Genomic DNA, 26,326 nt, shown 5'->3' on the forward strand with positions numbered 1-26,326 from the left:
ATCGGCTACCTAAAATGGCTCGCATGCCACCCCTACGGGCAGAGGAGACAAACAATGAATATGCGAGCAGTCGAGCTGGGGCGCCAGATCGATATGGAGTACGGTCTTGAGGATCGCTACGTCAGAGAGAACGGGACTGTTTTCCTGACGGGCACCCAGGCGCTGGTGCGAATTCTGGTTGAACAGGCTCGCAGCGATCGCGCTGCCGGCATCCAGACAGGCGGGCTGGTGTCGGGCTACCGCGGCTCGCCGCTCGGCGGCTTCGATCAGGAACTGTGGCGCCAGAAGAAACTGCTCGCGGAGCACTCGATCCGCTTCGAACCCGGCTTGAATGAGGACCTGGGCGCCACCATGCTGTGGGGCGCGCAACAGGTCGACGCATTTCCAGGCAAGCGTGTCGAAGGCGTTTTCTCGATGTGGTATGGGAAAGGTCCAGGCGTCGACCGAACCGGGGATGTCTTCCGTAACGCAAACATCATAGGCACGTCGCGGCAGGGTGGTGTACTCGCCGTCGCGGGTGATGACCACGCGGCGCAATCGTCGATGTTCCCGCACCAGACGGACCACGTCTTCGAAGGCGCGATGATGCCGATCCTCTTTCCGGCATCGGTTGAGGAATATATCGAGTTCGGCCTGACGGGTTACGCGATGTCGCGTTTTTCAGGCCTGTGGGTCGCTTTCAAGGCGATTACCGAAACCGTTGAAAGCGGCCGCTCGATGACCGTGCAGGCGCATGGCGCCAACGGGGCGTCCCGCTTCAGGCTACCTGTCGACATCCACGTGCCGGAAGGGCGCGGCTTCAACTACGACCCGAATCTTCGCTGGCCGGCCGAACGCAGCGAACTCGAACGGCGCGTACTCGATGAGCGGCTGCCCGCCGCCCTCGCTTTCATGCGTGCCAACCCGGTCGATCGCACGCTGGTGCGGCCGCGCGGCGCACGGGTCGGGATTGTCACTGTGGGCAAGGCGCACGGTGATGTACTGGCGGCATTTGCGGCCCTTGGACTGTCGCCGCAGGAACTCGAGCGCCTGGGCATTGGCGTCTACAAGATCGGGATGATCTGGCCGCTCGAGGCTGACGGGGTGCGCGCATTTGCACGCGGCATGCAGGCGCTTGTCGTCGTCGAAGAGAAGCGCTCCTTTGTCGAGCGTCAGATCAAGGAAGCGCTCTTCAATCTGCGGGCGGACGAACGTCCCGCGGTGTTCGGCAAGGATCTGGGTGAAGCAGGACCGCTGCTGCCTGCCGCGATGGAGTTCGCGCCGGAACAGGTTGCTGCCGCACTCAAACTGTTCTTTGCCCATACCAGGGTTGAACTCGCCGCACTCGCTCCGCCTGCTACGCCGATTCAACGCAACGGCTCGCGCGTCATTCCACTCGCGGCCAGCAAAGACGCACAGCCGTTGACCCGCAAGCCATTCTTCTGTGCCGGCTGTCCGCACAATACGTCGACCAAATTGCCGGACGGCTCTTACGCTGCTGCCGGCATTGGTTGTCACATCATGGCCTTGAGCGAAGCGGGCGATACCGCGACGTTCTGTCAGATGGGCGGGGAAGGCGTGCAATGGATCGGTATGTCCACGTTCATGGACATACCGCACATGTTCGTCAACCTTGGGGACGGCACGTATCAGCACTCAGGCAGCCTCGCGATTCGCCAGTCCGTTGCGGCGAAATCCAACGTCACCTACAAGATTCTCTTTAACGACGCGGTTGCGATGACCGGCGGCCAGCCCACGGAGGGCGGTCTCACCGTTCAGCGCGTGGTGTCCCAGGTGGTCGCCGAGGGTGTGGCCAAAGTGGTTGTCGTTTCCGACGAACCAGAAAAGTATTCTGGTCCGTTGCGTTTGCCCGCGAACGTCGAAATTCAACATCGGGACGACCTCGACGCACTCCAGCGCACGCTGCGTGCGGTCAAAGGTGTCTCGGTCATTGTGTACGACCAGACCTGTGCGGCCGAGAAGCGCCGCCTTCGTAAGCGCGGCAAGCTGATCGACCCGCCCCGGCGCGTGGTGATCAACCCGGCTGTTTGTGAAGGCTGCGGCGACTGCTCGGTGCAATCGAATTGCATTGCGATCGAACCGCTCGAAACGGAGCTCGGTCGCAAGCGTGCCGTCAATCAGTCGAGTTGCAATAAGGACACGTCGTGCCTCAAAGGGTTTTGCCCCAGCTTCGTTACGGTGGAAGGTCTGCAGCCTAAACAGCCGGATCAGAAGCGTATTGGCGCCATCGAAGCGGAATGGCGCGCGAAGCTTCCTGCGCCAGCGGCTGTGTCGGTGGATATGGAGGCACACACCAGCATTGTCGTCACCGGCATCGGTGGCACGGGCGTCGTCACGATCGGTGCGATCCTCGCAATGGCAGCGCACCTGGAAGGCAAAGGCGCCTCGACACTGGATTTCACGGGTCTTGCACAGAAGAATGGTGCCGTTATCAGTCATGTGCAGATTGCGAGCAGTCGCGCACAAATCGTGACGTCACGTATCGGCGCGCACGCCGCGAATGTTCTGCTCGGTTGCGACGCGGTGGTTGCGGCGTCCAGTGGCGCGCTTTCGCGGGTCGCTTCCGGCATGACGCGGGCAGTCGTGAATGACCGGATCACGCCGACGTCAGACTTTGTGCGCGACGGTGACCTGCCGGTTAGCAAAGCCATTCATCAGCGTGCTATCGAAGGTGCAATCGGTACAGGTCCGTCCGTGTTCTGGGATGGCTCGGGTGCCGCCGAGACCCTGTTCGGCGATGCGATTGCATCGAACATGATGATGGTGGGCTTCGCGTATCAACGGGGACTGATTCCGCTTTCGGAAGCGGCAATCGGACGGGCCATCGAACTGAACGGCACTGCCGTAAAGATGAACGAGCGCGCGTTCTTCTGGGGCCGGTTGCTGGCTCACGACGCAAGTGTGATCGAACGGGTTTCCGGCACGGCGGCCGCCGCTTCCGATGAGTTTGACCTGGAGCGGTTCGTGGCCGACCGCGTGCGAGACCTCGAGCGTTATCAGGGCGCCGCCTATGGCCGCCGCTACACGGCGCTTGTCGATCGCGTGCAGCAAGCCGAGCGGCGTATTGCCGGTACTGCCGGTGAACTGACGGAAGCGGCGGCGCGTAACTATTTCAAGGTGCTCGCGTACAAGGACGAGTATGAAGTCGCGCGCCTGCATACCGACGGCAGCTTCCATGCGTATCTGTCCAGCGCCTTCGATGGCGGCGGTAAAAAGATGTTTTACATGGCGCCCCCGCTTCTGACGCGCCGCGACCCTCGCACCGGCCGCAGAAACAAGATTGCCCTTCGCGCTGCATGGCTTGACCCGCTGTTGCGCGTGATGAAGTACGGTAAGGTCCTGCGCGGAACCGCCTTCGATCCGTTTGGCCGTCAGAAAGACCGGGTCATCGAGCGTGCGTTGATCGGTGAATTCGAAGAAGACGTCGATCTCGCCCTTCAAAGACTCACCGCACAAACGATCGAACCGGCGGCTGCCTTGTTGCGTGTGCCGTCGTCGATTCGTGGCTTTGGTGTGATCAAGGAACGCAATTACGAAAACGCCCGCCCGGTGCGTGAGCGTTATCGCGCGATGCTCGCAGGCGAGTGAGGGTAGAGGACCCGTTGCCTGAGGACGCGAAGATCCGGTCCTCGACGTACTTGGGCAATGGAGTCGTTCAGGGCCGTCGAAACATCAGGTCCTGAACGACCGCGATGCCTGGTTTCAAGCGGAGTGTGAGCGCCTCGTCCTGAACGGCTGGGATTCCATTGCCTAACGGGTCCACGGCGCGTCGAGGCCGGTTTCGATGTCGTAGCGTTGCAGCGCCTGCGCGTGCTTTGCGCGATCGATGCTCGAGAGCGCGGCGAGCGCGATGTGATACCGGTCGATCTCGAAGAAGCGTCGCAATGCGGGACGCGTATCGCTGCGCCCGAAGCCATCGGTGCCGAGCGCGATGTAAGGTGCGTCCACATACGACGCAATCAGTTGCGCATAGGCGCGCACGTAGTCGCTTGCGGCCACGATCGGCGTGTTGCCTTGAAGGCAGCGCGCGACATGGCTCTTCGCCTCATGCGCCGCGCCGAACATGGCGTTGCGTTCGACCTCGCGTGCGTCGCGTGCGAGCTCTGAGAAGCTCGTCACGCTCCAGAGTTCGGAAGCAATGTCCCAGTCGTCGGCCAGCAGTTCCGCGGCGGCAATCACTTCGCGGAGGATCGCGCCCGAGCCCAGCAGGCGGACGGCCGGCGCCGCACCTTGCGCACCGCGCGCCCCATAGCGGCGCATTCCCTTGATGACATCGGCGTGGGCGGTGGCATCGAGAGGCATGTGCGCATAGTTCTCGTTGGTGACCGTCAGGTAATAGAACTCATCCTTCTGCTCTTCGAGCATGCGGCGGCTGCCGTGATCGACTATGACGGCAACTTCGCCCGCGAAAGCCGGGTCATACGCACGGCAGTTCGGCACGGTCGACGCGATCACATGACTCGTGCCGTCCTGGTGCTGCAGGCCCTCGCCGGAGAGCGTGGTGCGCCCGGCTGTGGCGCCGATCAGGAACCCGCGTGCGCGCTGGTCCGCGGCAGCCCAGATCAGGTCGCCTACGCGCTGGAAACCGAACATCGAGTAATAAATATAGAACGGCAACATCGCGACGCCGTTGACGCTATACGAGGTGGCCGCCGCGACCCAGGACGAGATCGCACCAGCCTCGGTAATGCCTTCCTCGAGCAGTTGACCGTCTTTCGATTCTTTGTAGTACAGCATTGATCCGGCGTCTTCGGGCTCGTACAACTGTCCAAGTGGCGAATAGATGCCAACCTGGCGGAACAGATTCGCCATACCGAACGTGCGTGCTTCATCCGCGACAATCGGCACGATGCGCGGGCCCAGCGCCTTGTCTTTCAGCAGATTGGTGAAGAGCCGGACCAGCACCGTTGTCGTGGAAATCTCGCGACCTTCCGGTTCGAGCGCGAATTTTGCGTAATCTTCCAGCGGCGGCACCGTGACGGAAGGTGCGTGTGTCGTGCGTTTTGGCAGATAGCCACCAAGTGCGTCACGACGTGCGTGCAGATAACGTTGCTCGGCGCTGTCGTCGGCTGGCTTGAAGAAGCGCATTGCCTCCACCGCTGCATCGTCGAGCGGCAGCGCGAAGCGATCGCGAAACGCCTTGAGCGCATCGACGTCGAGCTTCTTCTGTTGATGTGACGTGTTGCGCGATTCGCCAGCCTGGCCCATACCGAAGCCTTTCTTTGTCTTGGCGAGAATCACCGTTGGCCGTCCACGATGTTTTGCTGCGGCGTCGAATGCCGCGTACAGTTTTCGGAAGTCGTGGCCGCCGCGGCGCAAACCGTCGATTTCCGCGGGTGACATATGTGCGACCAGCGCCTGCAATTCCGGGTCGAGATCGAAGAAATGCGCGCGATTGTAAGCGCCGTCGTTTGCTCCGAGTGTTTGATACTGGCCGTCCACCGTGCCGGCGAAGCGGCGCAGCAGCACATGATTTCGGTCGCGCGCAAAGAGCGCGTCCCAGTCTGAGCCCCACACCACCTTGATGACGTTCCAGCCTGCGCCGCTAAAGAGCGACTCCAGTTCCTGGATGATCTGACCGTTGCCGCGCACGGGACCGTCCAGCCGCTGCAGATTGCAGTTGATGATGAAGGTGAGGTTGTCAAGCTTCTCGCGCGCAGCGAGCGAAAGCGCGGCAATCGATTCAGGCTCGTCCATCTCTCCGTCGCCGAACACGCCCCATACGCGACGCAGACTCGTGTCGGCGATGCCGCGATGTTCGAGATAGCGCAGAAAGCGCGCCTGATAGATTGAGCTGATCGGTCCGATGCCCATTGAACCGGTGGGAAACTGCCAGAACTTGGGCATCAGCCACGGATGAGGATAGGAGCATAGGCCTCCGCCGTCGACTTCCTGACGATAGCGTTCGAGATGCGCCTCGTCGAGACGTCCTTCGAGAAACGCACGGGCGTAGACACCTGGCGACGAATGCGGCTGGAAATAGACCAGATCGCCTTTCGACTCCGCGTGATCGGCCTTGAAGAAGTGATTAAAACCCACCTCGAAGATCTCAGCCGCCGACGCGTAGCTTGCGATGTGGCCGCCGAGCTCGCCATATGCCTTGTTGGCTCTGGCGACCATTGCGAGCGCGTTCCAGCGGATGATCGATGTTATGCGTTCCTCCATCGCGAGATCGCCAGGATACGCAGGCTGGGCATCGACAGCAATCGTGTTCTGATACAGAGAGTACGGGTGGGACGAGGGCGGCACGCCCAGATGATTAGCGTGTTCGGCAAGCCGTTGCAGCAGGAATGCGGCGCGGTCGACGCCCGCAACGCGGGCAACGCCTTCCAGCGCGTCGAGCCACTCGGCGGTTTCCTGCTGGTCGGTATCGATATCGGTATCGGTGCGCAGCGCGCTGCCGCTGCGCAACAGATGGATGGGTTCGGCTTTCATTCAGGTAGCTCGCTACGTTGACGATGCTCAGCTTGCGGGGGATTTAGGCAGCGCTTCCCGGGGCTTCACGCATGAAGCTCAGGTTGCGCGTGCGCGTCGTGTCGATACGAAAGCGCGTCACGTCTTTACCCGAGCGTTCTACCTTCAACACGCCGCGCATGACCGCCAGCTGACCGGCAGGGTCGAACGTGAAAACGTCGTGACCGACCGGCTCCAGCCGATAGACAACACTGCCTGCAACGCCTTCCATCGTCATGGTGAGTTCGTCGTCCGCCACGGCGATCGTCGCACGCGCTGCGGCATCGCCACTGTGGTACGTGCCTGCCAGTCCAGCCGAGGCATCGGAGAACGGCGGCGCGTTGTCGGGCAAGCGCTCAAGTGTCTCCGCGTGACCGCAGTCCACCAGCTCAATAGCGCTCACGCGTCCCTCTGCGGGTGACGTGCGAGGTTTGATCAGGAGCGCTCCGCCTGCTCCGTCATCGACCCGCAATCCGGCTGCCGTCTCGATGAGCGGCAGCGGCATCTGTTTGACGTTGTGGAAGCTCGCCTTCACCTGGCCGTCGTAATCGCCGATCACGCAATACGCTCCGGATTCGCGCGAGTGGTACTTGCCGAGCAAGGTCTCGTACTCAGCGGTCTGCATCGGTGCGGCAGGTTCTGCACCCAGTATCGATTCGCCTAGAACGATATCGACCACCTGCGTGGCCAGTTCAGCCGGATTGGCCGCCGCGCCATTGGTGAGGATGATCACATCCAGCGCATGTTGCTCCACGGTCAGCATCTGGCAGGCGCCGCCGAACACACCGCCGGCATGGTGCAGCAACTCGACGTCGCGATGCGGCGTGCGCATCAGCCCCAGCGCGTAGACACCTTCCGCGCCGCTCGAATAGCGCGGTTTAGTCAGCATCTGGCGCCAGATCGATTCGCTGCCGAGCCGCTTGGGGCCGCGCAGATGCGCGAGCCAGAGCAGCATGTCGTCGACCGTCGAGACGATCCCGCCTTCGCCGAGCACTTCCCATGTGGGAAAGAGGCCGCGCATGAATCCGCCTTTTCCATCCGGCACATGCTGGGTTGCCATGCGCGGGCGGATTTGCATGTCGTCGGCGACCGACTCCGTGTCGACCATGCCCATCACGTTGAAGATACGTTCCTTCAGAAAGGTCTCGAAGGAAATCCCGCTGACCCGCTGGATCGCGAGCGACAGCAGGTGATATCCGCCGTTGCAGTAGATCATCCGCTCCCCCGGCGGGAAATTGACATCGCGCTGTCGCACTTCCGCGGCCAATGCGCCGCCGCGCGGTAGCGTCGCCACGCCTTGCGCGAGCAGCGTGAGATCGAGGTAGCAGCGGTAGCCGCCCGTATGCGTCATCAATTGACGCAAGGTCGGGTCGCCGGCCAGCAGCGGCAGTTCGGGCAGATACGTGCGAATCCCGGCGTCGATATCGAGCTTGCCGTCTTCGGCCAGCAGCAGCGCGGCGAGGCAGGTGAAGTGCTTGCTCGTGGAGCCGATGCGCAAACGTGTGGCAGGGGTGTTGATGACGCCATGTTCCAGGCTTGCCAGGCCGAAGCCGCGCCGGTAGACGATTTCGCCCCGATGTGCCACGCCCACGACCAGGCCGGGTTCATCGCCCTTGTTGAAACGTTCGAACAGAGCATCCAACTGTTTGACGATGTCTTGCAAATCTTGCGCCATTATCAGTTATCCCTATGATTAGAACGGAACGTTCAGCGTCGCGCCGATCGTGCGGGGCTGAATCACGCTGACGAGAGCCGAGCCGCCCAGCGGTATTAGCGAGGTACCGGCCGCGATCAAGGCGCGACGGTCGAACAGGTTGCGGACATAGAACGCCAGGCTGAACTTCCTGAAGTCCACGCCTGCTTGCAAATCCGTGATCGCATAGCCTGGCAACAGGTAATCCGGGCGGCCCGAGCTGGCGTCGAACCCGCTGTGCCGTTGGCCGACAAATCGTTGGGTGACCCCTGCATACGACTGATACCCTTGCGCCGTGAACAGATAGGTTCCCGAGAACGTAGCGGCGACCTTGGCCGAGTTTGGCAGTGGTTCGCCGGCTGTTGTACCGGCGCTGGCGTTGCCCGTCGTCAAACGCGCGTCGATGAGCGACAGGTTCGCACTGAGGTTCCAGTGCCGGTCGGGGCGGAACGTGCCGGAGAACTCCAGACCTTTGATTCGTGCGTCGCCGGCATTGACGACCTGGTTCACGCCGTCGACCGTACCGAGCTGCTGGATGTTCTTCCACTCGATGTCATAGACGGACGCCTCCAGCGATAGCCGTTTGTCGAGCAGGTCGGCCTTGTAGCCGGCCTCATAACTCCACAGCGTGTCGGGCTCGAAAGTCGGGCTGCCCGGCGCGCGCATGCCGGTGAGTGGATCGATCAGCAGTGCATTCGGGCCGCCGGGCCGGTAGCCGCTCGCGACGCGGACATACGCATTGCTATTGGGCGTCAGCGCATAGCGCGCGGTGAACATGTAGGTCTTGCTGGTGTCCGACGACGGCGCCGAGACGGTCTGCGTTGGGCCCGCGAGCGTGCCGGACGTCGTCTGTTCATACGTCTGGGTGTTGTGTGCGATCCGGACGCCGCCGGTCAAGGAAAGGCGCGGTGTGAGGTGATAAGTCAGGTCGCCGTATGCCGCGTATTCGTCGTACGTGCTGGGCGCTTCGATCTCCGACAGGTTCGGCCCGGCAGTGCCATCGGGCAACGTTGTCAGAAAACCCTCGCTCAAAGTGCTGCGCTCGTGCGTATAGAAGAGTCCGGCCAGCCACTCCAGCTGCTGGTTGCCCGGCGAGGTCAAGCGAAACTCCTGGGTGAACTTGTTCGTGGTGGCCACATCCTTGGCCACCACCGAACCCAGGTCCAGCCCCTGTGCGGCAAACAGCGGCCCATATACGCCGGTCAGATCTTGCGGCGCACTCGAGTTGATCCTTTGATACGACGTGATCGAGTTCAAGCGTGCCCAGCCGAGTTCGTATTCGATCCCCGCCGAATAGAGCTGGATGTTCTGATGAAACGGTTGCGGGGCGAACTGTTGCGTTGTCAGGTCACCCCAGACCGGTTGTCCGTTCGGGCCGTATTCAACGTAGTCCGGGTCGTTGCGGTTGATGTTCTGCGAGACAGCGCTCAACCGCACCGTCAAATCTTTGGTCGGGGTTAGTAGCAACGACGCGCGGGCACCGTAGGTGTCGCCGCGATCGATGTGCGAATCCGCCTGGGGACCCACTGCGTCGACGTAGCCGCCATCGTGCTGCCCGAACACGGAGACGCGCAGCGCAGCAACGTCGGTTTTCAGTGGGATGTTCAACGCTGCATTGGCCGTGCCGCTCACTCCGCCATGCTCCGTTCCCGACACGCCGGTGCCGACTTGCCCGGAAAACTGCTCCGAGTCGGGTTCGTTGGTGACGTATTTCAGCAAGCCACCCATCGCGCCAGCACCATATAACGTGCCCTGTGGGCCCCGCAGGATTTCAACGTGGTTGAGGTCGAGCAAGCTCATGTCGAGCGCAAACGTCGCACTTTGAGAGAACAAGGTGCTGCCGCCGAACGCGACGTCGTCGATATACATGCCGACTGTCGGTCCTGTCTGAACACCTGTCGTCACGCCGCGGATACTGACCTGACCGGACCCGCTGCCGCCGCTGGCGTTCAAGTCGACGCCCGGCTCCGCAGACAGGTAGTCGGACATCGTTTTCGCGCCGCTCTTCTGCAGTTCGTCGGCCGAGAGTACATTGACCTGCATCGGCACTTCGCGCGCCGGCTCACGTCGGCGGGTCGCGGTAACCACAACGGTATTGAGCGTCGCGCCATCTTTGCCTTGCGCTGTCGACGTCTCAGCCGCGGGTGCATTCGGCGCCGCGTTGCTCTGCGCGGTGGCCGGCGTTGCGGCGGACGCCGCTTCCGGCGCAGCGATCTGCTGGGTTTGCATGGGTGTTGGTGTCGGCACCTGTTCCTGCGCATGCACACCCAGCGATGCCAACCCGAACACCGGTCCGACGAATAGCGTTGCGTAACGCCCGCCTTGCCGCAGGGGTAACGCCGTCGAAACCGCTGTGTGCTTCGTTCTATTTCTCATCCTCACCATTGTCTCCTCTTGATTTTGCAATCGACCGAAAGTGGTGCCGTGTAGCGCAACTCAAGGTGAACGGTAAGTGCCGGTTATTTCTGTTTCATGTGGCCTTTGTATCGCTGTTGATACAAACCATCGGCAGGGATAGACGGCGGCCTGACAGGCAGGAGGCGGTTAGCCGGCGCGGAAATTTGTTTCGGGCTTGCAATAAAGGACACACAAAGACCCTACATTCGCGGGCGATAATTGACGTCATCGTTCGCTGCCGGCCAGGACCATGCATAAACCCCGTTTCGATTCGGCTTTTTACCGCCTGCTTTTCATGATGATCTCGATCGTCATCGTGACGCAGGTCAGCGCCGGCCTATTGCTCTTCAAGCTCTACAGCACGGCTCCTTTCAAACCGCCTCCCGGCATGAGCGCGCCGCTGCAATGGGGCGCCGCGGTGATGATCCAGGTTATGCCGGCACTGATCTCGTCCTGGATTGGGGCTCGCATGCTGGCCGCCCCGTTCCGGTCGTTAGCCCTGGGGGCAGACGAATTGTCGAGGAATATCGATGCGCCACCTATCAAGGAAACGGGCCCCATCGAAGCGCGTCAGGCCGCCAGGGTGTTCAACACGATGCAGGCGTCGCTGCGGCGGCAAATGAGTGAGCGCAACCGTTTTCTTGCCGCCGTGTCGCACGATTTGCGCACACCGCTGACGCGCATGAAACTGCGCCTTCGCTCCGCTCAGGATGTCGAATTGAGTGAACGTCTCAGAGACGATATCGACGAAATGACGCAACTCCTGGAAGCAACGCTATCGTTTCTACGCAATGAAGAAGTGGTTGAGGCGTTCAGTCCGGTCGATATCAATGCGCTGGTGGATGCGATCGCGGAAGACGCGGCCGAACACGGCCAGCGGGTGACGATCGGCGGCGAAGTGGCGCCGCTGTCGGCTCAGCCGCTCGGCCTCAAGCGCTGCCTCACGAATCTGGTTGCCAACGCGATTCGATACGGTGAAGACGCGCATATCCGTTTGACCGACGCGCCGTCGTATGTACGTATCGAGATTGTCGATCATGGCCCCGGCATACCGGAGTCGCAACTGGAGCGGGCGCTGGAGCCGTTCTACCGGGTGGAGAGTTCTCGCAACAAAAACACCGGGGGAACGGGACTTGGCCTTGCCATCGCGAACGACGTCGTGAAGCGTCACGGCGGCGAGCTGGTGTTGCGCAACAGCACGGAAGGTGGATTGGTGGCACAGGTCACGCTGCCGCGTCGATAGAACGGGCGTTCGGATCGACCGTAGGCGAAGCTCTATTTCATGCTTGATACACAGTGCTCACAAAGCGGAAATAGCGCGTGCTTATAGTCGTTTCACGCCCTTCAATCACGTTTGGCAGACCTCAACATGAAAATATATACGGCTCAGCTTTCGACCGAAACAAACACCTTTGCTCCTTGTCCGACCGGTTGGGGTGGCTTCGAAGAGAGCACCATCTTTCACGGTGACGCGAGTTTGCGCGAGCCCGGCGGCATGGGTCATGTGCTGGCGGAAGTGCGGCGCCTTGCCGAGCAGGACGGCCACGAGATCGTAGAGGGACTGTGTGCCGAAGCTCAGCCATCCGGGCGCACAATCCGCGCGGTCTACGAGTCCCTGCGGGACGAAATTCTCGACGGAGTTAAAGCCGCGTTGCCGTTGGATGCGGTGATCCTGCTGCTCCACGGCGCGATGGTGGCGGAGGGTTACGACGATTGTGAAGGCGATCTGCTCGCCGGCATTCGCGCCCTTGTCGGGCCCAACGTGCCCATCTCCGTCACGCTCGATCCGCACTGTCATTTCACGCAATTGATGAAGGCATCGGCAGATATCCTGATTGCGTACAAGGAGTATCCGCATATCGATGCCGTCGATCGGGCGCGCGAGGCCTATCAGTTAGCGCTTGATATGGCTGCCGGGCACATCCGTCCGACAACCGGTGTGGTCGACTGCCGGATGGTCGGGGCATGGCACACCACCAGCGAGCCGATGGCGGGGTTTGTCCGACGCATGCGCTCTGTCGAAGGAAACAACGGCGTGCTATCGGTGTCGCTTGGCCACGGTTTTCCGTGGGGCGACGTACCCGAAGCTGGCGCGAAAGTTTTGGTGGTGACGGACAACGATCTCGCCAAGGCTGAAGCGCTGGCGGCGCAATTGGCGCGCGAGTTCTGGGAACTGCGTGACGCCACCCGCCCGGCATGGCTCGATATCGATACCGGATTGGACCGTGCGCTGGCGGTCGAGGGGGGCCCGGTCGTACTGGCGGACGTCGCGGACAATCCTGGTGGCGGCGCGCCGTGCGACAGCACGTTCATCTTGCGTCGCGTGGTCGAGCGGGGGATTGCCAATGTTGCGATCGGGTGCTTGTGGGATCTCGGCGCCATTCAGATTTGCAAGGACGCCGGTGTCGGGGCGACACTGGATTTGCGCATTGGCGGTAAATGCAGTGTGTACTCCGGGGACCCCTTGGATTTGCGCGTCACAGTGCGCGGCGTGGTCGAGCGGCATACGCAAAGCATCATGGGTCTTGAACAGCCGCTTGGCCGGGCGGTGTGGGTCGAAGCGGACAACGGGCTCGACATCGTGCTGATATCGGTTCGCACCCAGGTGCTGGGTGTAGACGCGTTCACCGGTCTCGGCATCGACTTCGGCTCAAAGAAGCTGGTGATCGTGAAATCGACGCAGCATTTTCAAGCCGATTTCGCGCCGCGCTCGAAGGCCGTGTTCCATATTGCGGCGCCAGGTGCGCTCACGACGGCTTTTGCCGAACTGGACTATCGGCATCGTGACCTCAACTATTGGCCGCGCGTGTCGAATCCATTTGCGTCGGCGATGTGAGTACATGCCGGCGCGGTCCGCGCGCCGGCAAGCGTCACGCGTCAGGATTCAGGCGTCGGCCCGCACCGGCGTGAAGGCGAGATGCCGGGTACGCGGCGTATCGACACGAAAGCCCGTGATGTGTGCGCTCGCTGCATCGCGCGTCAATGTGACGATTCCGGTCATGAGGTCCATTGGATCGACCGGCGTCAGGGCGAAGACGTCGCTGGCCAGCGGCGTGAGGCGATAATCGCAGCCGCCCACCGCGCCCTGCATGCGAAGTACGAGCGCTTCGCCGTCGAGGCGGATCGTTGCGCGCGCGTTCGCGTCGTGGCTTTCGAACGTGCCGGGCATCCCTGCGATCAGGCGGGGCGTCAGCGCGGGCGCTTCACCGAGTCGTGTGAACATGTCGGCGTGTCCGCAATGCAAGATGCGGATGCACGATAGATCGTCCGGCGCGCCGGGCGATCCCCAACGCAACGCCATAGCCCCGTCGGCGCTGGCTTCGATCTCCACGTCGTTCAGGTCATTGTCGCTGTCGTAGAGCGTTATCGAAGGTTTTGGGCAAAGCAGCCCCGTCAATACCAATGAGCCGTCACGATCTTCCAGCGCATACACAGCGCCGCTGCTGGACGACCGGTAGCTGCCGAGGCGCGCAGCATGATTGGCGGCGCGCGCCGCGACCGGCGGCCCGTCGCCGCTCAACTCGCCGGCGAGCACGATGTCGACGACACGCTTCGAAAGTTCGAACGGCGCGTTGACTGCTCCGTTGCTGAGCAGGACCACGTCGAGCCCATGTTCCGCCGACAGCAGCATCTGACAAGTTCCGCCGACGACACCGCCTGAATGATGTATCAGCCCGACGCCTCGATAGACGCTCTGTTTGAGACCGAGCGAATATTGGCTGCGCTGGCCGCTGGAGAACACCGGCAATGCCAGCATCTGGGCCCAGGTATCGGCGTTGCCGACGATCTTCTCGCCGCTGTGCAGGTGCGCAGTCCATCGCAACATGTCGTCGACGGTCGAGACGATCGACCCTTCACCCAGTACTTCCCATGACGGAAAGATGCCGCGCCGGAATCCTGCTTGGCCGTCGGGTACATGCATCGTCGCAATGCCGCGCTCGATTGTCATATCGTTGGATACGCACGCCGTGTCGCGCATGCGCATGGGGTCGAAGATATGCGTTGCCAGGAATGCATCGAATGGCATCCCGCTCGCGCGCTCGATGGCGAGCGAAAGCAGGTGATAGCCGCCGTTCGAATACATCATGCGTTCTCCCGGCGGAAAGTTCTCATCACGTTGACGTTGCTGCGACGCCAATAGCGCGCCACGCGGCGAGATCGCCAGGCCCTGGGTTAGTAGCGCAAGATCGAGCGCGCATCGTTGGCCACCGCGATGCGACATCAACTGCCGTAACGTCGGTGCGCCCGCGGCCGGCGGTAACTCCGGTAGATACGCACCGATGGGTGCGTCCGCGTCGAGAGAGCCCTTCTCGCACAGGAGCAGGACAGCGAGGCAAGTGAAATGCTTGCTGACGGAGCCGATGCGCATGCGCGTGGCCGGCGTGTTGGCGATGCCGTGTTCGAGGCTGGCCATGCCGAGGCCGCGCCGATATATCACCCGGCCGCGATATGTAACGCCGGCGACCAGTCCGGGCGCATCGGCGCGTTGATAAGGAGCGAATAGCGCGTCGAGCCGCGTCGTCGTGGCGGATGCATCTGGTGTCATGTCGATCGCTCAGCGAGAGGAAGCGGTAACGCCCGAGTGGCCCCAGGTGTGGGGCGGGCAATGCAGCAGGCCGTCGGTGTAGGTGACGCCTGGCTCGCGATCGCGCGCGAGGAAGATCGGTCCGTCGAGATCGACGTGATCGCACTGTTGTCCGAGCAGGAAGGCGGGCGCGATCGCTAACGAGGTGCCTGCCATGCAACCGACCATCACGGACAGGCCGGCCTCGCGGACGTGCGAAGCGAGATCGAGCGCGCGCGTCAGGCCGCCGCATTTATCGAGCTTGATATTCACGATGTCGTAGCGGCGCGCAACGGTCGGCAGATCCGCAAGATCCTGAAACGATTCGTCGGCCGCTAGCGGGATTGGACAATCGATATGCTCGAGACAGGCGTCCGTGCCAATCGCGAACGGCTGTTCGAGCATGCCGACGCCAAGCTGTTGCAGGACCGGGATCATCGCGTCGAAGTGCGCGCGTGACCAGCCCTGATTCGCGTCGACGGCGAGCGGCACTTCCGGGCGTATCTCACGGATTGCCTCGAGGCGCGCGGCGTCGGCGGCGGTGCCGTCCAGTTTGATCTTGAGCGCCCTGGCGTGTGTCAGTGCCCGTGCGGCCTCAGCCATCGCGTGCGGTGTGTCCACGCCGATCGTCATCGTGGTCAGCAACGCACGCGGAGCGGGCAGGCCCGCCACGCGCCAGACGGGCACGGCTTGCCGTTGTGACTCGAGCGCCCACAACGCTGCATCGATCGCGTTGCGCGCGCCGCCGGGCGGCAACACGTCGAGTAGCTGCGCGCGTGTGATGCCCGCTTCGATCGACGCTCGCACCCTCTCGATTTGCGCGGCGATCGATTCCGGTGTTTCGCCGAGATAGAAGACGCCGGATGCTTCGCCGTTGCCGGTGTGGTGTCCGTCGTCGATGGTCACGCTCACGAGGCGAGCGGCGTCGATAACGTGGCCGGTGATGTGGAACGGAACGGCCAATGGCCAACGTTCGATACGCAGCGAGAGTGAGAGTGTGCGCAGTGCCATGGGAGAGGGGGGGAGAAGAGAATCACGCATAGCGTTCGATTGCGTTGCGTACACCGCGACCGGCCGCGCGCATCAAAATGCAGGCGGCAAAGAAGCCGAACGCCGCCACGCCGACAATCGACCACAACAAGCCCTGGCTGAGCGCATGCAGACGGTCCGACATGAAACCGATAAACACAGGGCTGCCGGATTGCACGACGATCGACGTCAGCGCGCCGATCGCCGCCACGCGCGAGCGCAGATGCGCCGGACAGATGTTCTGCATGATGGTGGGAAACAGCACCATGCCTGCGACCATGCAGGCGAGCTGGATGCCGAACAGCGCGTAGACCGGCGTGACCGAGCCAACTGCCAGATAGAGGAACGACAGGCCGCCGGCGGCCAGCGCGCCACATTCGCAGACACGCAGGGGCGCGAGCACACCGAAGCGCGCCCTCATGCGGCCGGCCACGAGTCCGCTGAGCACGCAACCCGCGATACCGCCGGCCATCGCCGCCACGCCCATGCCACCACCCGCTTCGGCCGGCGTGGCGCCGAACGTTCGCACCGCTACGACCGGCATCCACGTCGCCACCCCGCCGAACGACAGGTTGACGAGTCCGATTGCGCCGAAGAATTTGAGCATCATGGTGCCTTCCCGCCGGAAATAGACCGGCGCGGACGGCAGCGGCGTGGACGACCGGTGACGAGACGCGGGATCGTCAGTGGCGCCGTGGCGTCCGGGCCGGATGAGTACGACTAGCACGACCAGCAAGGGTGCCGGCAAGGCAACGGCAAAGAACGCGAGCCGCCACGGCGCGAGATCGGCCAGTCCGGCGGGCAACGCGCTGTGCACCGCTGCGATGCCGTGCATCAGCGCGCCGCCGAGCGCCATCCCCGCACCCGCGCCCAACAGGTTGGCGAGAGCGAAGATTGCATTGGCGAGCACGCGTTGACGCGCGGGGAAGAGATCGGGAATCAGGCCGTAGATCACCGGCACCAGTCCGGCTTCGCCGATCCCCAGCCCGACGGTGGCGATGAACAACTGCCAGAAGTCGGCGGTCATGCCGCAGATCGCGGTGGCAGCGCTCCAGACGAGGACGCACGCCGCCAGCACCACACGGCGATCCACGCGGTCGGCGACCCAGCCGATCGGCAACGAAGCCACGCCTGCGAAGAGGGCGATGCCCGCGCCCTGCATCAGGCCGATTTGCGTGTCGGTCAGCCCGAAATCGTGGCGGATGGGTTCCGTCAGCAAGATCAGCATCTGACGGTCGACGAACGCGAAGAACGCCACGATCACGAGAATCGCCAGACCGAACCACGCGAGCGGTCCGGCGGGTGAGTCCGATGGCGGGCTTTGGGCCGCCGCGGGGGCGGGCAAGTCGAGGTTGGAGTCGAACATGAGAGCTCTGTGATGAGAGAACGGTTACTGCATGAACTGCTCGTTGCCCACGAGCCCGATGTGGGTCGCGCCGAGCCGCTGCGCAGACGCCATGACCATTGCGACGGCGCGGTAGGGCGCGGCCTTGTCGGGCCGCAAATGCAGTTCCGTCGGCGCGGGGTTGGCGGCTACGTCGCGCAATCGCGTTTCCAGTTGCGCGCGCGAACTCAGCGTCTCGCCATTCCACGCGATGGTGCCGTCGGCCGCGATATCGATCTGCACCACGGGCGGCGTCTGCGGTTGTGACGGCGGCGTGCCGGTCGGCATGTCGAGCTTGACCGCGTTCGTCTGGATTGGAATGGTGAGGATCAGCATGATGAGCAGGACGAGCATCACGTCGATTAGCGGCGTGGTGTTGATCTCGACCATCACTTCGGCGTTGTCTCCGTCGCCGGTGGGCATCGTCATCGCCATCTCGGGTCTCCTTGTTGGTGTGGATGGATCACTGGCGCGGCGGCGGTTCGGTGATGAAGTCGACCTTGGCGATGCCGGCCCGCTGGCAGGCGAACACCACCCGGCCGATGGCGGCGTAGCGCGCATCGAGATCGCCGCGGATGTGGACCTCGGGTTGCGGCGATTGCACCGCGACCACCTTGAGCTTCTCGACGAGCGTTGCCGCGTCGGGTACGCGCCGTTCGTCCCAGAACACGTCGCCTTCCTTCGTCACGGCGAGAATCACGTTCTGCGGCGTCGTCTGCAGCGGTTGCACGGCCTCCTTGGGCAGCGTGACCGGCACGGTGTGCGAGACCACCGGAATCGTGATGAGGAAGATGATCAGCAGCACCAGCATCACGTCGACCAGCGGCGTCGTGTTGATGGACGACATGACCTCGTCGTGATCGTCGCCGTCGCGGGTTCCCACGGTCATGGCCATGGCTCACCCCACGCGTGAGAGGGCGGCGGCCTTGGTCGCGGCGGCGGCCCCGGCAGTGGTCTTGCCGGTCAGGATGACGATGTGCAATTCCGTCGAAAACCCGCGCACGCGCTCCATCACGGATTTATTGCGACGCACGAGCCAGTTGTAGCCGAGCACGGCGGGCACGGCGACAGCCAGGCCGATCGCGGTCATGATCAGCGCTTCGCCGACCGGCCCCGCGACCTTGTCGATGGAAGCCTGACCCGCGATGCCGATGGCCGTCAGCGCGTGATAAATGCCCCACACCGTGCCGAACAGGCCAACGAACGGCGCGGTCGAACCGACGGTGCCGAGAAACGCGAGGCCGTCCTGCAAGCGGCTCGAGACTGCGCTGGTTGCTCGTTCGATGGCCGCCGCGACCCAATGGTTGAGGTCGACCTGTTCGAGCAGCGCGCCTTCGTGATGGTCGAATGCCGCGAGACCTTTTTCGGCGATGAAGCGGAACGGACTGCCGGCGTCCAGTTGGCGCGTGCCTTCGGCGAGATTGCCCGCTTTCCAGAAACCCGCCTCCGCCGCCTTCGCGCGGCGCAGCACACGCGCCTGTTCGAGCAGTTTCGCGACGATGATGTACCAGCTGCCCATGGACATGATGACCAGAATGAGCAGCGTGCCTCGCGCGATGAGATCGCCGCCCTTCCAGAGCGCATCGAGGCCGTAGGGATTCGCCACCGTATCGGTGGCGGCATGGGCGGCGCTGGCCGCGAGGGACAAAGCCGTCAGTAAGGCGGCCGTGCGGGTACGGTTGATCATGAACGTCTCCTGAAATGCGTTGGCAAATAAAAAGGAACGGCTGTCGAGGGCAGCCTCAATCGAGCTTGAAAGAGAAGGGCACCTGCACGCGGACTTCCTCGCCCTGTGCGACGCAGTGGAACTGCCGCACGGCGTTTTCGGCCGCCCGGTCGAGAACGGGCGCGGCCGATTGGGTCACGCTCAGGTCCTTGACGTTGCCGTCGGTGCCGACGGTAAACGTCACGACGACATCGCCGGTCAGGTTGTCCTTGAGCGCTTCACGCGGATAGCGAATGGCTGCGCGTACCTGCGTCGAGTTCGGACACACCACGCCGACGCTCTTCGATACCGGCGCTGCGGGAGCCGGGGGTGTCGGCGGCGCGACGGGTGCTGACGGCGCAGGGGTGGTCGACTGCGTGGTGATCGCGTTCGGCGACGGCGGCGCCGCCACGTGCACTTCGGGCGGCGGCACGAACGGCGGCGGTGGCGCGACGTGTTTCGGCGGTGGCGGTGCGATCCGCTTCGGCGGCGGTGGCGGGGGAGGCGGCGGCTTGATCTCTTCGATGATGCGCGTCTCGATCGGCTGACGAATCACGTCCACGACTTTCGTCGCGAGACCGGTGAGCAATGCGTAGACGATCACGGCGTGCAATCCGACCACGAAGGCGATGCCGCCAATGCGCCGGACGGGCGGTTTGGGTTGTGCGTAGTTCATGTCCCGCGTGTCTCCTGCCTCGATATGACTTGGGAGCCACGTTAAAACCTGGGCATTTCTGGTTCATATCGGCTTTGTATCTGCGCTGACACAAACGCTTTCTGGTTTGGAAATGTTGCGGCACGAGGCGCAAAGCCAGACGGGACGGCGGGGGTGGATAATGCAGAGAGGCGTGACTTCGGGAAAATCCGGAGCGGGTTATCCATGATGCGAACCCCCATCACGCGCGCTGATTTCTCCGGGCGGCCTTGTGGGGCAAGGCTCAGGGCAATTATTTCAAAGCTGCAACAATTCGTGCAAAAAGCCCTTATATTGAGGGGCAATAATGAGCGTGAGGGCCACACCTCACCGTCGCAACATCGGAGACAAGACGCCGTGAACAAAGCCATCCGTATTCTCGTCGTCGACGACGACTCGCAGATTCGCAGCCTGCTGTGCGACTGCCTTGCAGACTTCGGCATGACGACCGCGCAAGCTGCCACTGGCGCGGAAATGCATCTCGCGCTCCGGGAGGGCGGCTTCGATCTCGTGGTGCTCGACCTGATGCTGCCGGACGACGACGGCCTCAACCTGTGTCGCGAGATTCGTTCGACTTCGGAGATTCCGCTGATCATCCTGACCGCGCGCGGCGAGATGACCGACCGGATCGTTGGGCTGGAATTAGGTGCCGACGACTACGTCGTCAAGCCGTTTGAACCACGTGAACTGGTTGCGCGCATCCAGACGATCCTGCGCCGCGTGCGTGCGCAAACACAAGGCCGCACGAGAGCCCAGGAGGAAAGCCGCTTCGCCGGTTGGCGGCTTCACCAGACTGGCCGCCACCTTATCGCTGCCGACAACACCGTCATCCCGTTGTCTAACGCGGAATTTCGTTTGCTCAACGCGTTCCTTGCCGCACCGGGGCGTGTACTGAGCCGCGAATACCTGATGGATACCGCTCGCGGCAAGTCGATCGATGCGTTCGACCGCAGCATCGACGTGCAGATATCACGCTTGCGTCAGAAGTTGCGCGAGGACATCAAGGAACCCAAACTGCTCCGCACGATTCGCGGGGAAGGCTACATGCTGGATGTCAATCACCGTTAGCGCCTCGTATCGCCTATTGCCGTGACTGCACGCAGTCTCGATACGGCGCTCGATCCGTATGTGATCCCAGCGTAACGGGTCGAGCTCGCCGTGCGGACTGGATCTAGAACCGCTCCACCCTGAACGGCCGCGTGTCCACGAGCGTCTCCTCGTGGGTCATCATCTCGGCGATCAGCCGGCCCGTGACCGGGCCTAGTGTCAGCCCGTGGTGTGCATGGCCGAACGCGAACCACAAGTCTTTGTGATTTTTCGCGGGCCCGATAATCGGCATCATGTCGGGTGTGCAGGGGCGGCGTCCCATCCAGGCTTCGTTGTCGAGACGCTCGCCCAATGGAAACAGCGTGCGCGCAATCGGCTCGACCGCGGCGAGTTGCGTGGGCGTTTTGGGCGCGTCGCAGTGCGCGATTTCCGCCCCCGTGGTCAAGCGGATGCCCTTTGCCATGGGCGCCAGCAGGTAGCCGTTCTCGACGTCCAGCACTGGATGATTCAGACGGGCTGCTGCCTGCGGCGCATAGTGCATGTGGTACCCGCGTTTGACCGCAAGCGGCAACCGGTAGCCGAGTCGCGTACTTACCCGATCCGACCACGGCCCCAATGCGACTACCGCCGATGAAGCGGTGATCGTTCCAGCTTGCGTGTCGACCGCCCAACCCTCACGAAGCGAGTCCGCATCGCCGATAAAAAACCGTCCACCCAGCGCTTCGAAATACTTCGCGTAGGCCGTGACGAGCGCGTTGGGATCGCTCACGGAATCGGATGCCGTATAGCGCAAGCCACCTAACAAGGCCTTGTCGAGATCGGGCTCCTTCTGTTGCAGGTGGCCTGCATCCAGCGATTCGAACTCGACGCCATATTCTCGATGCCACTGTTCAGCGTGCCGGGTTTCCGCGTCCTGTACTTCTTCGGTGCGGAACACCTTTATCCAGCCGGTTGGGCGCAATAACGCGCTGGCGCCGGCGTCGGCTGCCAGCGCGCGGTGCTCGTCCACGCAATGTTCGATCAGCGTCGAGTACGACCTGGCGATAGCGGCGTGCTTTGCGGGATGAGAATTGCGCCAGTATTGCCACAGGAAGGGTGCCGTTTTGAGCATGGCATCGGCATGGTAACGAACGTCCGGCGACTGATTGCGCGCGTACCGAAGCAAGGTGCCGAGGTCGCGTGGAAACGCATAGGGATATACACCTTCCCGCTGGATCAGCCCGGCGTTACCGAACGAAGTTTCGTTGCCGGGCTGCTTGCGGTCGACCAGTGCGACCTTTCGGCCACGTTTCTGAAGATGCACGGCAACGCACACGCCGACAATGCCCGCGCCGAGCACGACGGCATCGAATTTCATGGTGGTCATGACTAACCTGTTGCTGGTTATGCCAAAAGTGCCGTCACGGCGACTTCGACATCGCAACCCGGCTTCATCAGCAAAGCCTGCACGCATGCGCGGGTGGGGGCGTGACCTGCCGGTACCCATGCGTCCCACACGGCGTTGAAATCCGCGAAATGCTTGGGGTCGCTGAGCCAGATGTTCGCCGACAGAAGACGCGTACGGTCGACGCCCGCCGATTCGAGCAGGGTGTCGATACGCGCGAGGATTTCGTTGGTCTGTTCGGTCACGGAGACGTTCGCCGTGTCAGGCACCTGGCCGGCCAGATAAACAATGCCGTTGGCGATTACCACCTGGCTCATGCGCGCATTCGTTTGCAGACGTTTGATTTCGTTCGACATGGTTTGGATAGCTGAAATGCCGGCGCCACTCAGGCCGGACTCGTTGAAAGAAAGGGGCAAGCAGCGTGAGTTATCATATACGAGAAAAATGAAAATTCTCGTATATGAGAATAAAAATTTCCACGGAAAATGAGTGAGATGGTCGACGCAGTGACGAAAGAGCAGATTGCAGACACGCTTGAGGCGCCACCCGCGCTCGACCACAAGTTGGTCGGTGGGCATTTGCGGCAGGCGCGCAAGGCGCGCGGGCTGACGCTGGCGGAGTTGTCGGAGCGCTCGGGTATTGCGGTGTCGACGATCTCCAAGGCGGAGCGCGGCGATATCGCGCTGACCTACGACAAGTTTGCGGCGCTCGCGCATTCGCTGGAACTGGATTTCGACGCGATCTTCGGGCGGCGCCGCAAACCGGCGGCCGGTCCGATGAAGCCGTCGTTTACAGCCGCCGGCAAGCAGCATGTCTACGATACGCCGAACTATGAGTACGGCATGCTCGCCAACAATCTGACCGGCAAAAAGATGGTGCCGATGCGTGCGCACATCCACGCCCGTGCCGTGTCGGACTTTCCCGAGTACATCCGGCATTCGGGCGAAGAGTTCGTCTTCCTGTTGAGCGGCAAGCTGGAATTGCGCTTCGAAAGCGGCAAGGCGTTCAAATTGATGCCCGGCGACAGTCTGTACTTCGACAGCGCCGTAGGGCACGTCTATTTGAGCCTCAGCAAGGAGGATGCAGAGGTGCTGGTGTGCTGCGTCGATACCGATGAGCATCGGCCGAATGGCGCCATCTGAGCGCAACCTGTTTCGCAATGACGGCCCGTCTCGCCTACTCGCTCGCAGACTCGGCGGGAAGCTCGGCGTCTCGCGCGGGTCGGCGTACGGCTCGCACCTTGCCGCTGTTTCCGCCGCCGCAGAAGAACTGATCGCCACCATCGGCTTCCAGCCCCGACACGACCAAGCCGGGCGGCATCTCCAGACTCTCCAGCACTTCTCCCGTACGAGGATCGACTCGCCGCAACTCGCTCGCGTCATCTTCCCAGGTGCCGTGCCAGAGCTCTCCATTGCTCCAGGTGACCCCGGTGACGAAGCGGTTGGACTCGAGGGTGCGAAGAATCGCCCCTGTTTGGGGATCGATCTGATGGATCTTCCGGTCGCGATAGCGCCCCACCCAGAGCGTCCCTTCGGCCCACGCAAGTCCCGAGTTACCTTCGCCGCCGGGCGCCGGAATCGTACTCAGCACGCGGCCGGTATCCGGATCGATCTTCTGGATGCGATCATCGGCGATCTGGAACAGATGCTGGCCGTCGAAGGCCGTTCCTGCCTGCGCGGCGACATCGATCGAGCGCAGCGTTTCTCCGCTCGCCGGATCGAAGGCGTTCAGCTTGTCACCGGCAGCAATCCAGACGCGCTGACCGTCATACGTCACGCCACCCACATGGTCGACACCCGGAAAGGGACCGTATTCACGCACGATTTTGGCGGCTGATCGATTCATGGTGCCATCCTAATCACTCGGTAGAGGAGCGGGGAGTAACAAAGTCGTCGTGAATCCGGGCATGGGCGGCGTCATCCAGCGTCGCGCCCGCCCACGGCCGAACGACTGGACCTTGCCGGCTGCCGCCAGCGAGTCGAGTGCCCGCTGCATGGTGCGCTGGCTGGCATCCAGCGCAATCGCGAGCGCAGAGCTCGACCACGACTCGCCGTCAGAGAGGAAGGCGAGCACCATTGCATGCGGCTCTTCGACCGGCCGCGCCAGCACGACGACCTCGCGCGCGCCATGCGGCATCAGCGCAAAGCCCCGCTTCGTCGCGCTGATGCCGGCTAGCGTCCCAAGCAACGCGCGAAGCCGCCCGACTTCGACGCGCAGCCGCGCGCGATGCGATTCATCAGCGTGCTTCGTCCGGAATGCCCGCGCGATGAGTGCGTCCCGCGACACGTCTTCGGGCCACGCTTCGGCCAAGGCGCGTGCGAGCGCGAACAACACCGGACGCCTCGCGAGCGGAACCACGATGTTTGCTTCACGTACGACATAACGGCACGCGTCCACCACGAGCGCCTTCGACGCCAGTAACGTCTCGACCTCCTCGAGCAGGAGGGGCCGTTCCTCGCCATGCGCAATCAACCGGGCCGCGGGCGTGTTCAGCAGAAGGAGTGCGCTCTCGACCTCCGCCATCAGCGACGGGATACCTGCATGGCGCGCGGCGCGCTCAGCCCGCGCGAGCGCCGCGCGCGCTATTTTCGTCTGGAGGCGGCGCATCGCGATCCCCGCGACGACCAGCTCATGGGCGGCTCTCGGCGCGGGCGGGAAGGGCTCGGGATCGAGTTTGGCAAGTAAGTGCTCGGCCTCGTCGAGGCGCCCGATCAAGAGCAGGCGCCGGACTTCGAGATACCGCGCATGCGCGGCATTCAGCCGGTCACCGTGGGCTTCGAGCGTCGCCCGCGCGGCGTCGAGCGCCTTCGCGGGCCAGCCCAGATCGCGCGAGGCGAGCGCGATTTCGGCCTCGGCGACCACACATCTTGCGCGGGCCACAGGCTCTTTCGGGCCGAAGGCGCGCGCGGCACTTCGCACAAGCGCTTTCGCTCGAACGAGATCGCCGAGCTGCGCCATCGCGATGCCTCGCAACGCGAGCGCAGGCGCGTCGTCGCGCAAGGCGACCCGGTTCAGCGCGCCGAGCGGGTCGCCCGCCGCGAGCGCACGCGCCGCGGCTGTCACTAGCGAGTCCATGGTCTATTCGAATCCCGCCACACTTGTCACTCCCACCGTTCGACGCCCGTGACTAATCTAGCATGACCACCAACCAGTACGTCGTATCGACAACTGAACGAACGACGCAGGACGCCTAAGGAGGCAAGCATGATCACGACACATACGACCGGCACACGCGAAGAGTGGCTGGCGGCGCGGCTCGAACTGCTCAAGGCGGAGAAGGCGCTCACGCGGCAGAGCGACGCGCTGGTGCAGCAACGGCAGGCACTGCCCTGGGTGCGAATCGACAAGGCGTACCGATTCGAAACCGAGGCGGGAAGTGCCTCGCTGGCAGACCTCTTCAAAGGACGCTCGCAGCTCCTCGTGTACCACTTCATGTTCGGGCCCGACTACAAGGCGGGGTGCCCGTCGTGCTCGTCGATCGCGGATGGGTTCGACGGCATCGTCGTTCATCTGGCGAATCACGACGTCACGCTGTCGGCGGTGTCGCGGGCGCCGTTCGAGAAGCTGCAGACGTATCAGCGCCGGATGGGGTGGACGTTCCCTTGGGCGTCGTCGGCTGGAAGCGACTTCAACTTTGACTTCAACATCGCGTTCACTGAGGCGCAACAGCGTGAAGGGAGCATCGAATACAACTACGAGCGCGGCGGCCACGCGATGGACGAGACCCAGGCCGTCCCGGAGCCCGTCGCGCAGTTCGCAGCCACCTGCGGAACCGACGCGGCGACGTACACGCGAGACAGACCGGGTTTGAGCGCGTTCGTCCTCGAGGACGGTGTCGTCTATCACACGTATTCCACCTATGCGCGCGGCGTGGACGGCATCTGGGGCATGTACCAGTGGCTGGACCGCGCTCCGAAGGGTCGCAACGAGACGGGGGTCTGGTGGAAGCGCCACGACGAGTACGAGAAGCGCTGAG

General features: G+C 63.0%; 20 protein-coding genes. 6 read left to right on the forward strand and 14 right to left on the reverse strand.

The window, feature by feature from the left end; all coding sequences use genetic code 11:
* Positions 1-54 precede the first annotated feature (54 nt).
* Positions 55-3,588, forward strand: coding sequence for an indolepyruvate ferredoxin oxidoreductase family protein (locus HHL24_RS00755; RefSeq protein ID WP_230417284.1), 3,534 nt, complete (start codon positions 55-57; stop codon positions 3,586-3,588).
* Positions 3,589-3,750: 162 nt separating this feature from the next.
* On the opposite strand, the gene mdeB is transcribed toward HHL24_RS00755, so the two are convergent.
* Genes mdeB through HHL24_RS00770 form a run of 3 tightly spaced genes read right to left on the reverse strand, consistent with a single transcriptional unit; the run spans position 3,751 to position 10,522 of the window.
* Complete coding sequence (gene mdeB, locus HHL24_RS00760; RefSeq protein WP_169483468.1) at positions 3,751-6,435, reverse strand: alpha-ketoglutarate dehydrogenase; 2,685 nt, start codon at positions 6,433-6,435, stop codon at positions 3,751-3,753.
* A gap of 43 nt (positions 6,436-6,478) precedes the next feature.
* Complete coding sequence (locus HHL24_RS00765) at positions 6,479-8,128, reverse strand: serine hydrolase domain-containing protein (RefSeq protein ID WP_169483469.1); 1,650 nt, start codon at positions 8,126-8,128, stop codon at positions 6,479-6,481.
* 18 nt (positions 8,129-8,146) lie between these two features.
* Positions 8,147-10,522, reverse strand: coding sequence for a TonB-dependent receptor (locus HHL24_RS00770; protein ID WP_230417285.1), 2,376 nt, complete (start codon positions 10,520-10,522; stop codon positions 8,147-8,149).
* A gap of 271 nt (positions 10,523-10,793) precedes the next feature.
* On the opposite strand from HHL24_RS00770, the gene HHL24_RS00775 reads away from it, so the two are divergent.
* Together HHL24_RS00775 and HHL24_RS00780 are read left to right on the forward strand one after the other, a co-directional pair.
* A complete protein-coding gene (locus tag HHL24_RS00775) occupies positions 10,794-11,786 on the forward strand; it encodes an ATP-binding protein (RefSeq protein WP_169483471.1) in 993 nt (330 codons plus the stop codon).
* Between the two features lie 126 nt (positions 11,787-11,912).
* Positions 11,913-13,379: a M81 family metallopeptidase gene (locus tag HHL24_RS00780; protein WP_169483472.1), complete on the forward strand. Its 1,467-nt coding sequence runs from the start codon at positions 11,913-11,915 to the stop codon at positions 13,377-13,379.
* A gap of 48 nt (positions 13,380-13,427) precedes the next feature.
* On the opposite strand, the gene HHL24_RS00785 is transcribed toward HHL24_RS00780, so the two are convergent.
* Genes HHL24_RS00785 through HHL24_RS00815 form a run of 7 tightly spaced genes read right to left on the reverse strand, consistent with a single transcriptional unit; the run spans position 13,428 to position 19,901 of the window.
* Entirely contained in the window at positions 13,428-15,089 is a 1,662-nt protein-coding gene (locus HHL24_RS00785; RefSeq protein WP_169483473.1) for a serine hydrolase domain-containing protein, read from the reverse strand.
* A 9-nt stretch (positions 15,090-15,098) separates the two neighbouring features.
* Positions 15,099-16,118: a dipeptide epimerase gene (locus HHL24_RS00790; protein ID WP_230417286.1), complete on the reverse strand. Its 1,020-nt coding sequence runs from the start codon at positions 16,116-16,118 to the stop codon at positions 15,099-15,101.
* Positions 16,119-16,140: 22 nt separating this feature from the next.
* Positions 16,141-17,502 carry an MFS transporter gene (locus tag HHL24_RS00795; RefSeq protein WP_169483475.1) on the reverse strand — a complete coding sequence of 454 codons (1,362 nt, stop codon included), beginning with the start codon at positions 17,500-17,502 and terminating at the stop codon, positions 16,141-16,143.
* Positions 17,503-17,526: 24 nt separating this feature from the next.
* Positions 17,527-17,955, reverse strand: coding sequence for an ExbD/TolR family protein (locus HHL24_RS00800; RefSeq protein ID WP_169483476.1), 429 nt, complete (start codon positions 17,953-17,955; stop codon positions 17,527-17,529).
* A gap of 28 nt (positions 17,956-17,983) precedes the next feature.
* Positions 17,984-18,415 carry an ExbD/TolR family protein gene (locus HHL24_RS00805; RefSeq protein WP_169483477.1) on the reverse strand — a complete coding sequence of 144 codons (432 nt, stop codon included), beginning with the start codon at positions 18,413-18,415 and terminating at the stop codon, positions 17,984-17,986.
* Between the two features lie 3 nt (positions 18,416-18,418).
* Positions 18,419-19,207, reverse strand: coding sequence for a MotA/TolQ/ExbB proton channel family protein (locus tag HHL24_RS00810; RefSeq protein WP_169483478.1), 789 nt, complete (start codon positions 19,205-19,207; stop codon positions 18,419-18,421).
* Between the two features lie 55 nt (positions 19,208-19,262).
* Positions 19,263-19,901: an energy transducer TonB gene (locus HHL24_RS00815; RefSeq protein ID WP_169483479.1), complete on the reverse strand. Its 639-nt coding sequence runs from the start codon at positions 19,899-19,901 to the stop codon at positions 19,263-19,265.
* Between the two features lie 153 nt (positions 19,902-20,054).
* On the opposite strand from HHL24_RS00815, the gene HHL24_RS00820 reads away from it, so the two are divergent.
* A complete protein-coding gene (locus HHL24_RS00820; RefSeq protein ID WP_329606560.1) occupies positions 20,055-20,987 on the forward strand; it encodes a response regulator transcription factor in 933 nt (310 codons plus the stop codon).
* A gap of 103 nt (positions 20,988-21,090) precedes the next feature.
* On the opposite strand, the gene HHL24_RS00825 is transcribed toward HHL24_RS00820, so the two are convergent.
* Together HHL24_RS00825 and HHL24_RS00830 are read right to left on the reverse strand one after the other, a co-directional pair.
* On the reverse strand, positions 21,091-22,323 hold the full coding sequence (locus tag HHL24_RS00825; protein WP_169483583.1) for an NAD(P)/FAD-dependent oxidoreductase: 1,233 nt from the start codon (positions 22,321-22,323) through the stop codon (positions 21,091-21,093).
* A gap of 26 nt (positions 22,324-22,349) precedes the next feature.
* Positions 22,350-22,706, reverse strand: coding sequence for a RidA family protein (locus tag HHL24_RS00830; RefSeq protein ID WP_169483480.1), 357 nt, complete (start codon positions 22,704-22,706; stop codon positions 22,350-22,352).
* Positions 22,707-22,844: 138 nt separating this feature from the next.
* On the opposite strand from HHL24_RS00830, the gene HHL24_RS00835 reads away from it, so the two are divergent.
* Positions 22,845-23,492, forward strand: a complete 648-nt coding sequence (locus tag HHL24_RS00835) for a helix-turn-helix domain-containing protein (RefSeq protein WP_169483481.1) — start codon at positions 22,845-22,847, stop codon at positions 23,490-23,492.
* A gap of 34 nt (positions 23,493-23,526) precedes the next feature.
* On the opposite strand, the gene HHL24_RS00840 is transcribed toward HHL24_RS00835, so the two are convergent.
* Entirely contained in the window at positions 23,527-24,195 is a 669-nt protein-coding gene (locus HHL24_RS00840; RefSeq protein ID WP_169483482.1) for a Vgb family protein, read from the reverse strand.
* 9 nt (positions 24,196-24,204) lie between these two features.
* Positions 24,205-25,425 (reverse strand): helix-turn-helix domain-containing protein, encoded by a 1,221-nt coding sequence (locus HHL24_RS00845; protein WP_169483483.1) that lies wholly within the window; start codon positions 25,423-25,425, stop codon positions 24,205-24,207.
* 129 nt (positions 25,426-25,554) lie between these two features.
* Between HHL24_RS00845 and HHL24_RS00850 the strand changes: the two genes are divergently transcribed.
* The gene (locus HHL24_RS00850) at positions 25,555-26,325 is read left to right on the forward strand and encodes a DUF899 domain-containing protein (protein WP_169483484.1); all 771 of its coding nucleotides are present in this window, start codon (positions 25,555-25,557) and stop codon (positions 26,323-26,325) included.
* Position 26,326: the final 1 nt, after the last annotated feature.

This window comes from Paraburkholderia polaris (genome assembly GCF_012927345.1).
GTDB lineage: Bacteria > Pseudomonadota > Gammaproteobacteria > Burkholderiales > Burkholderiaceae > Paraburkholderia > Paraburkholderia polaris.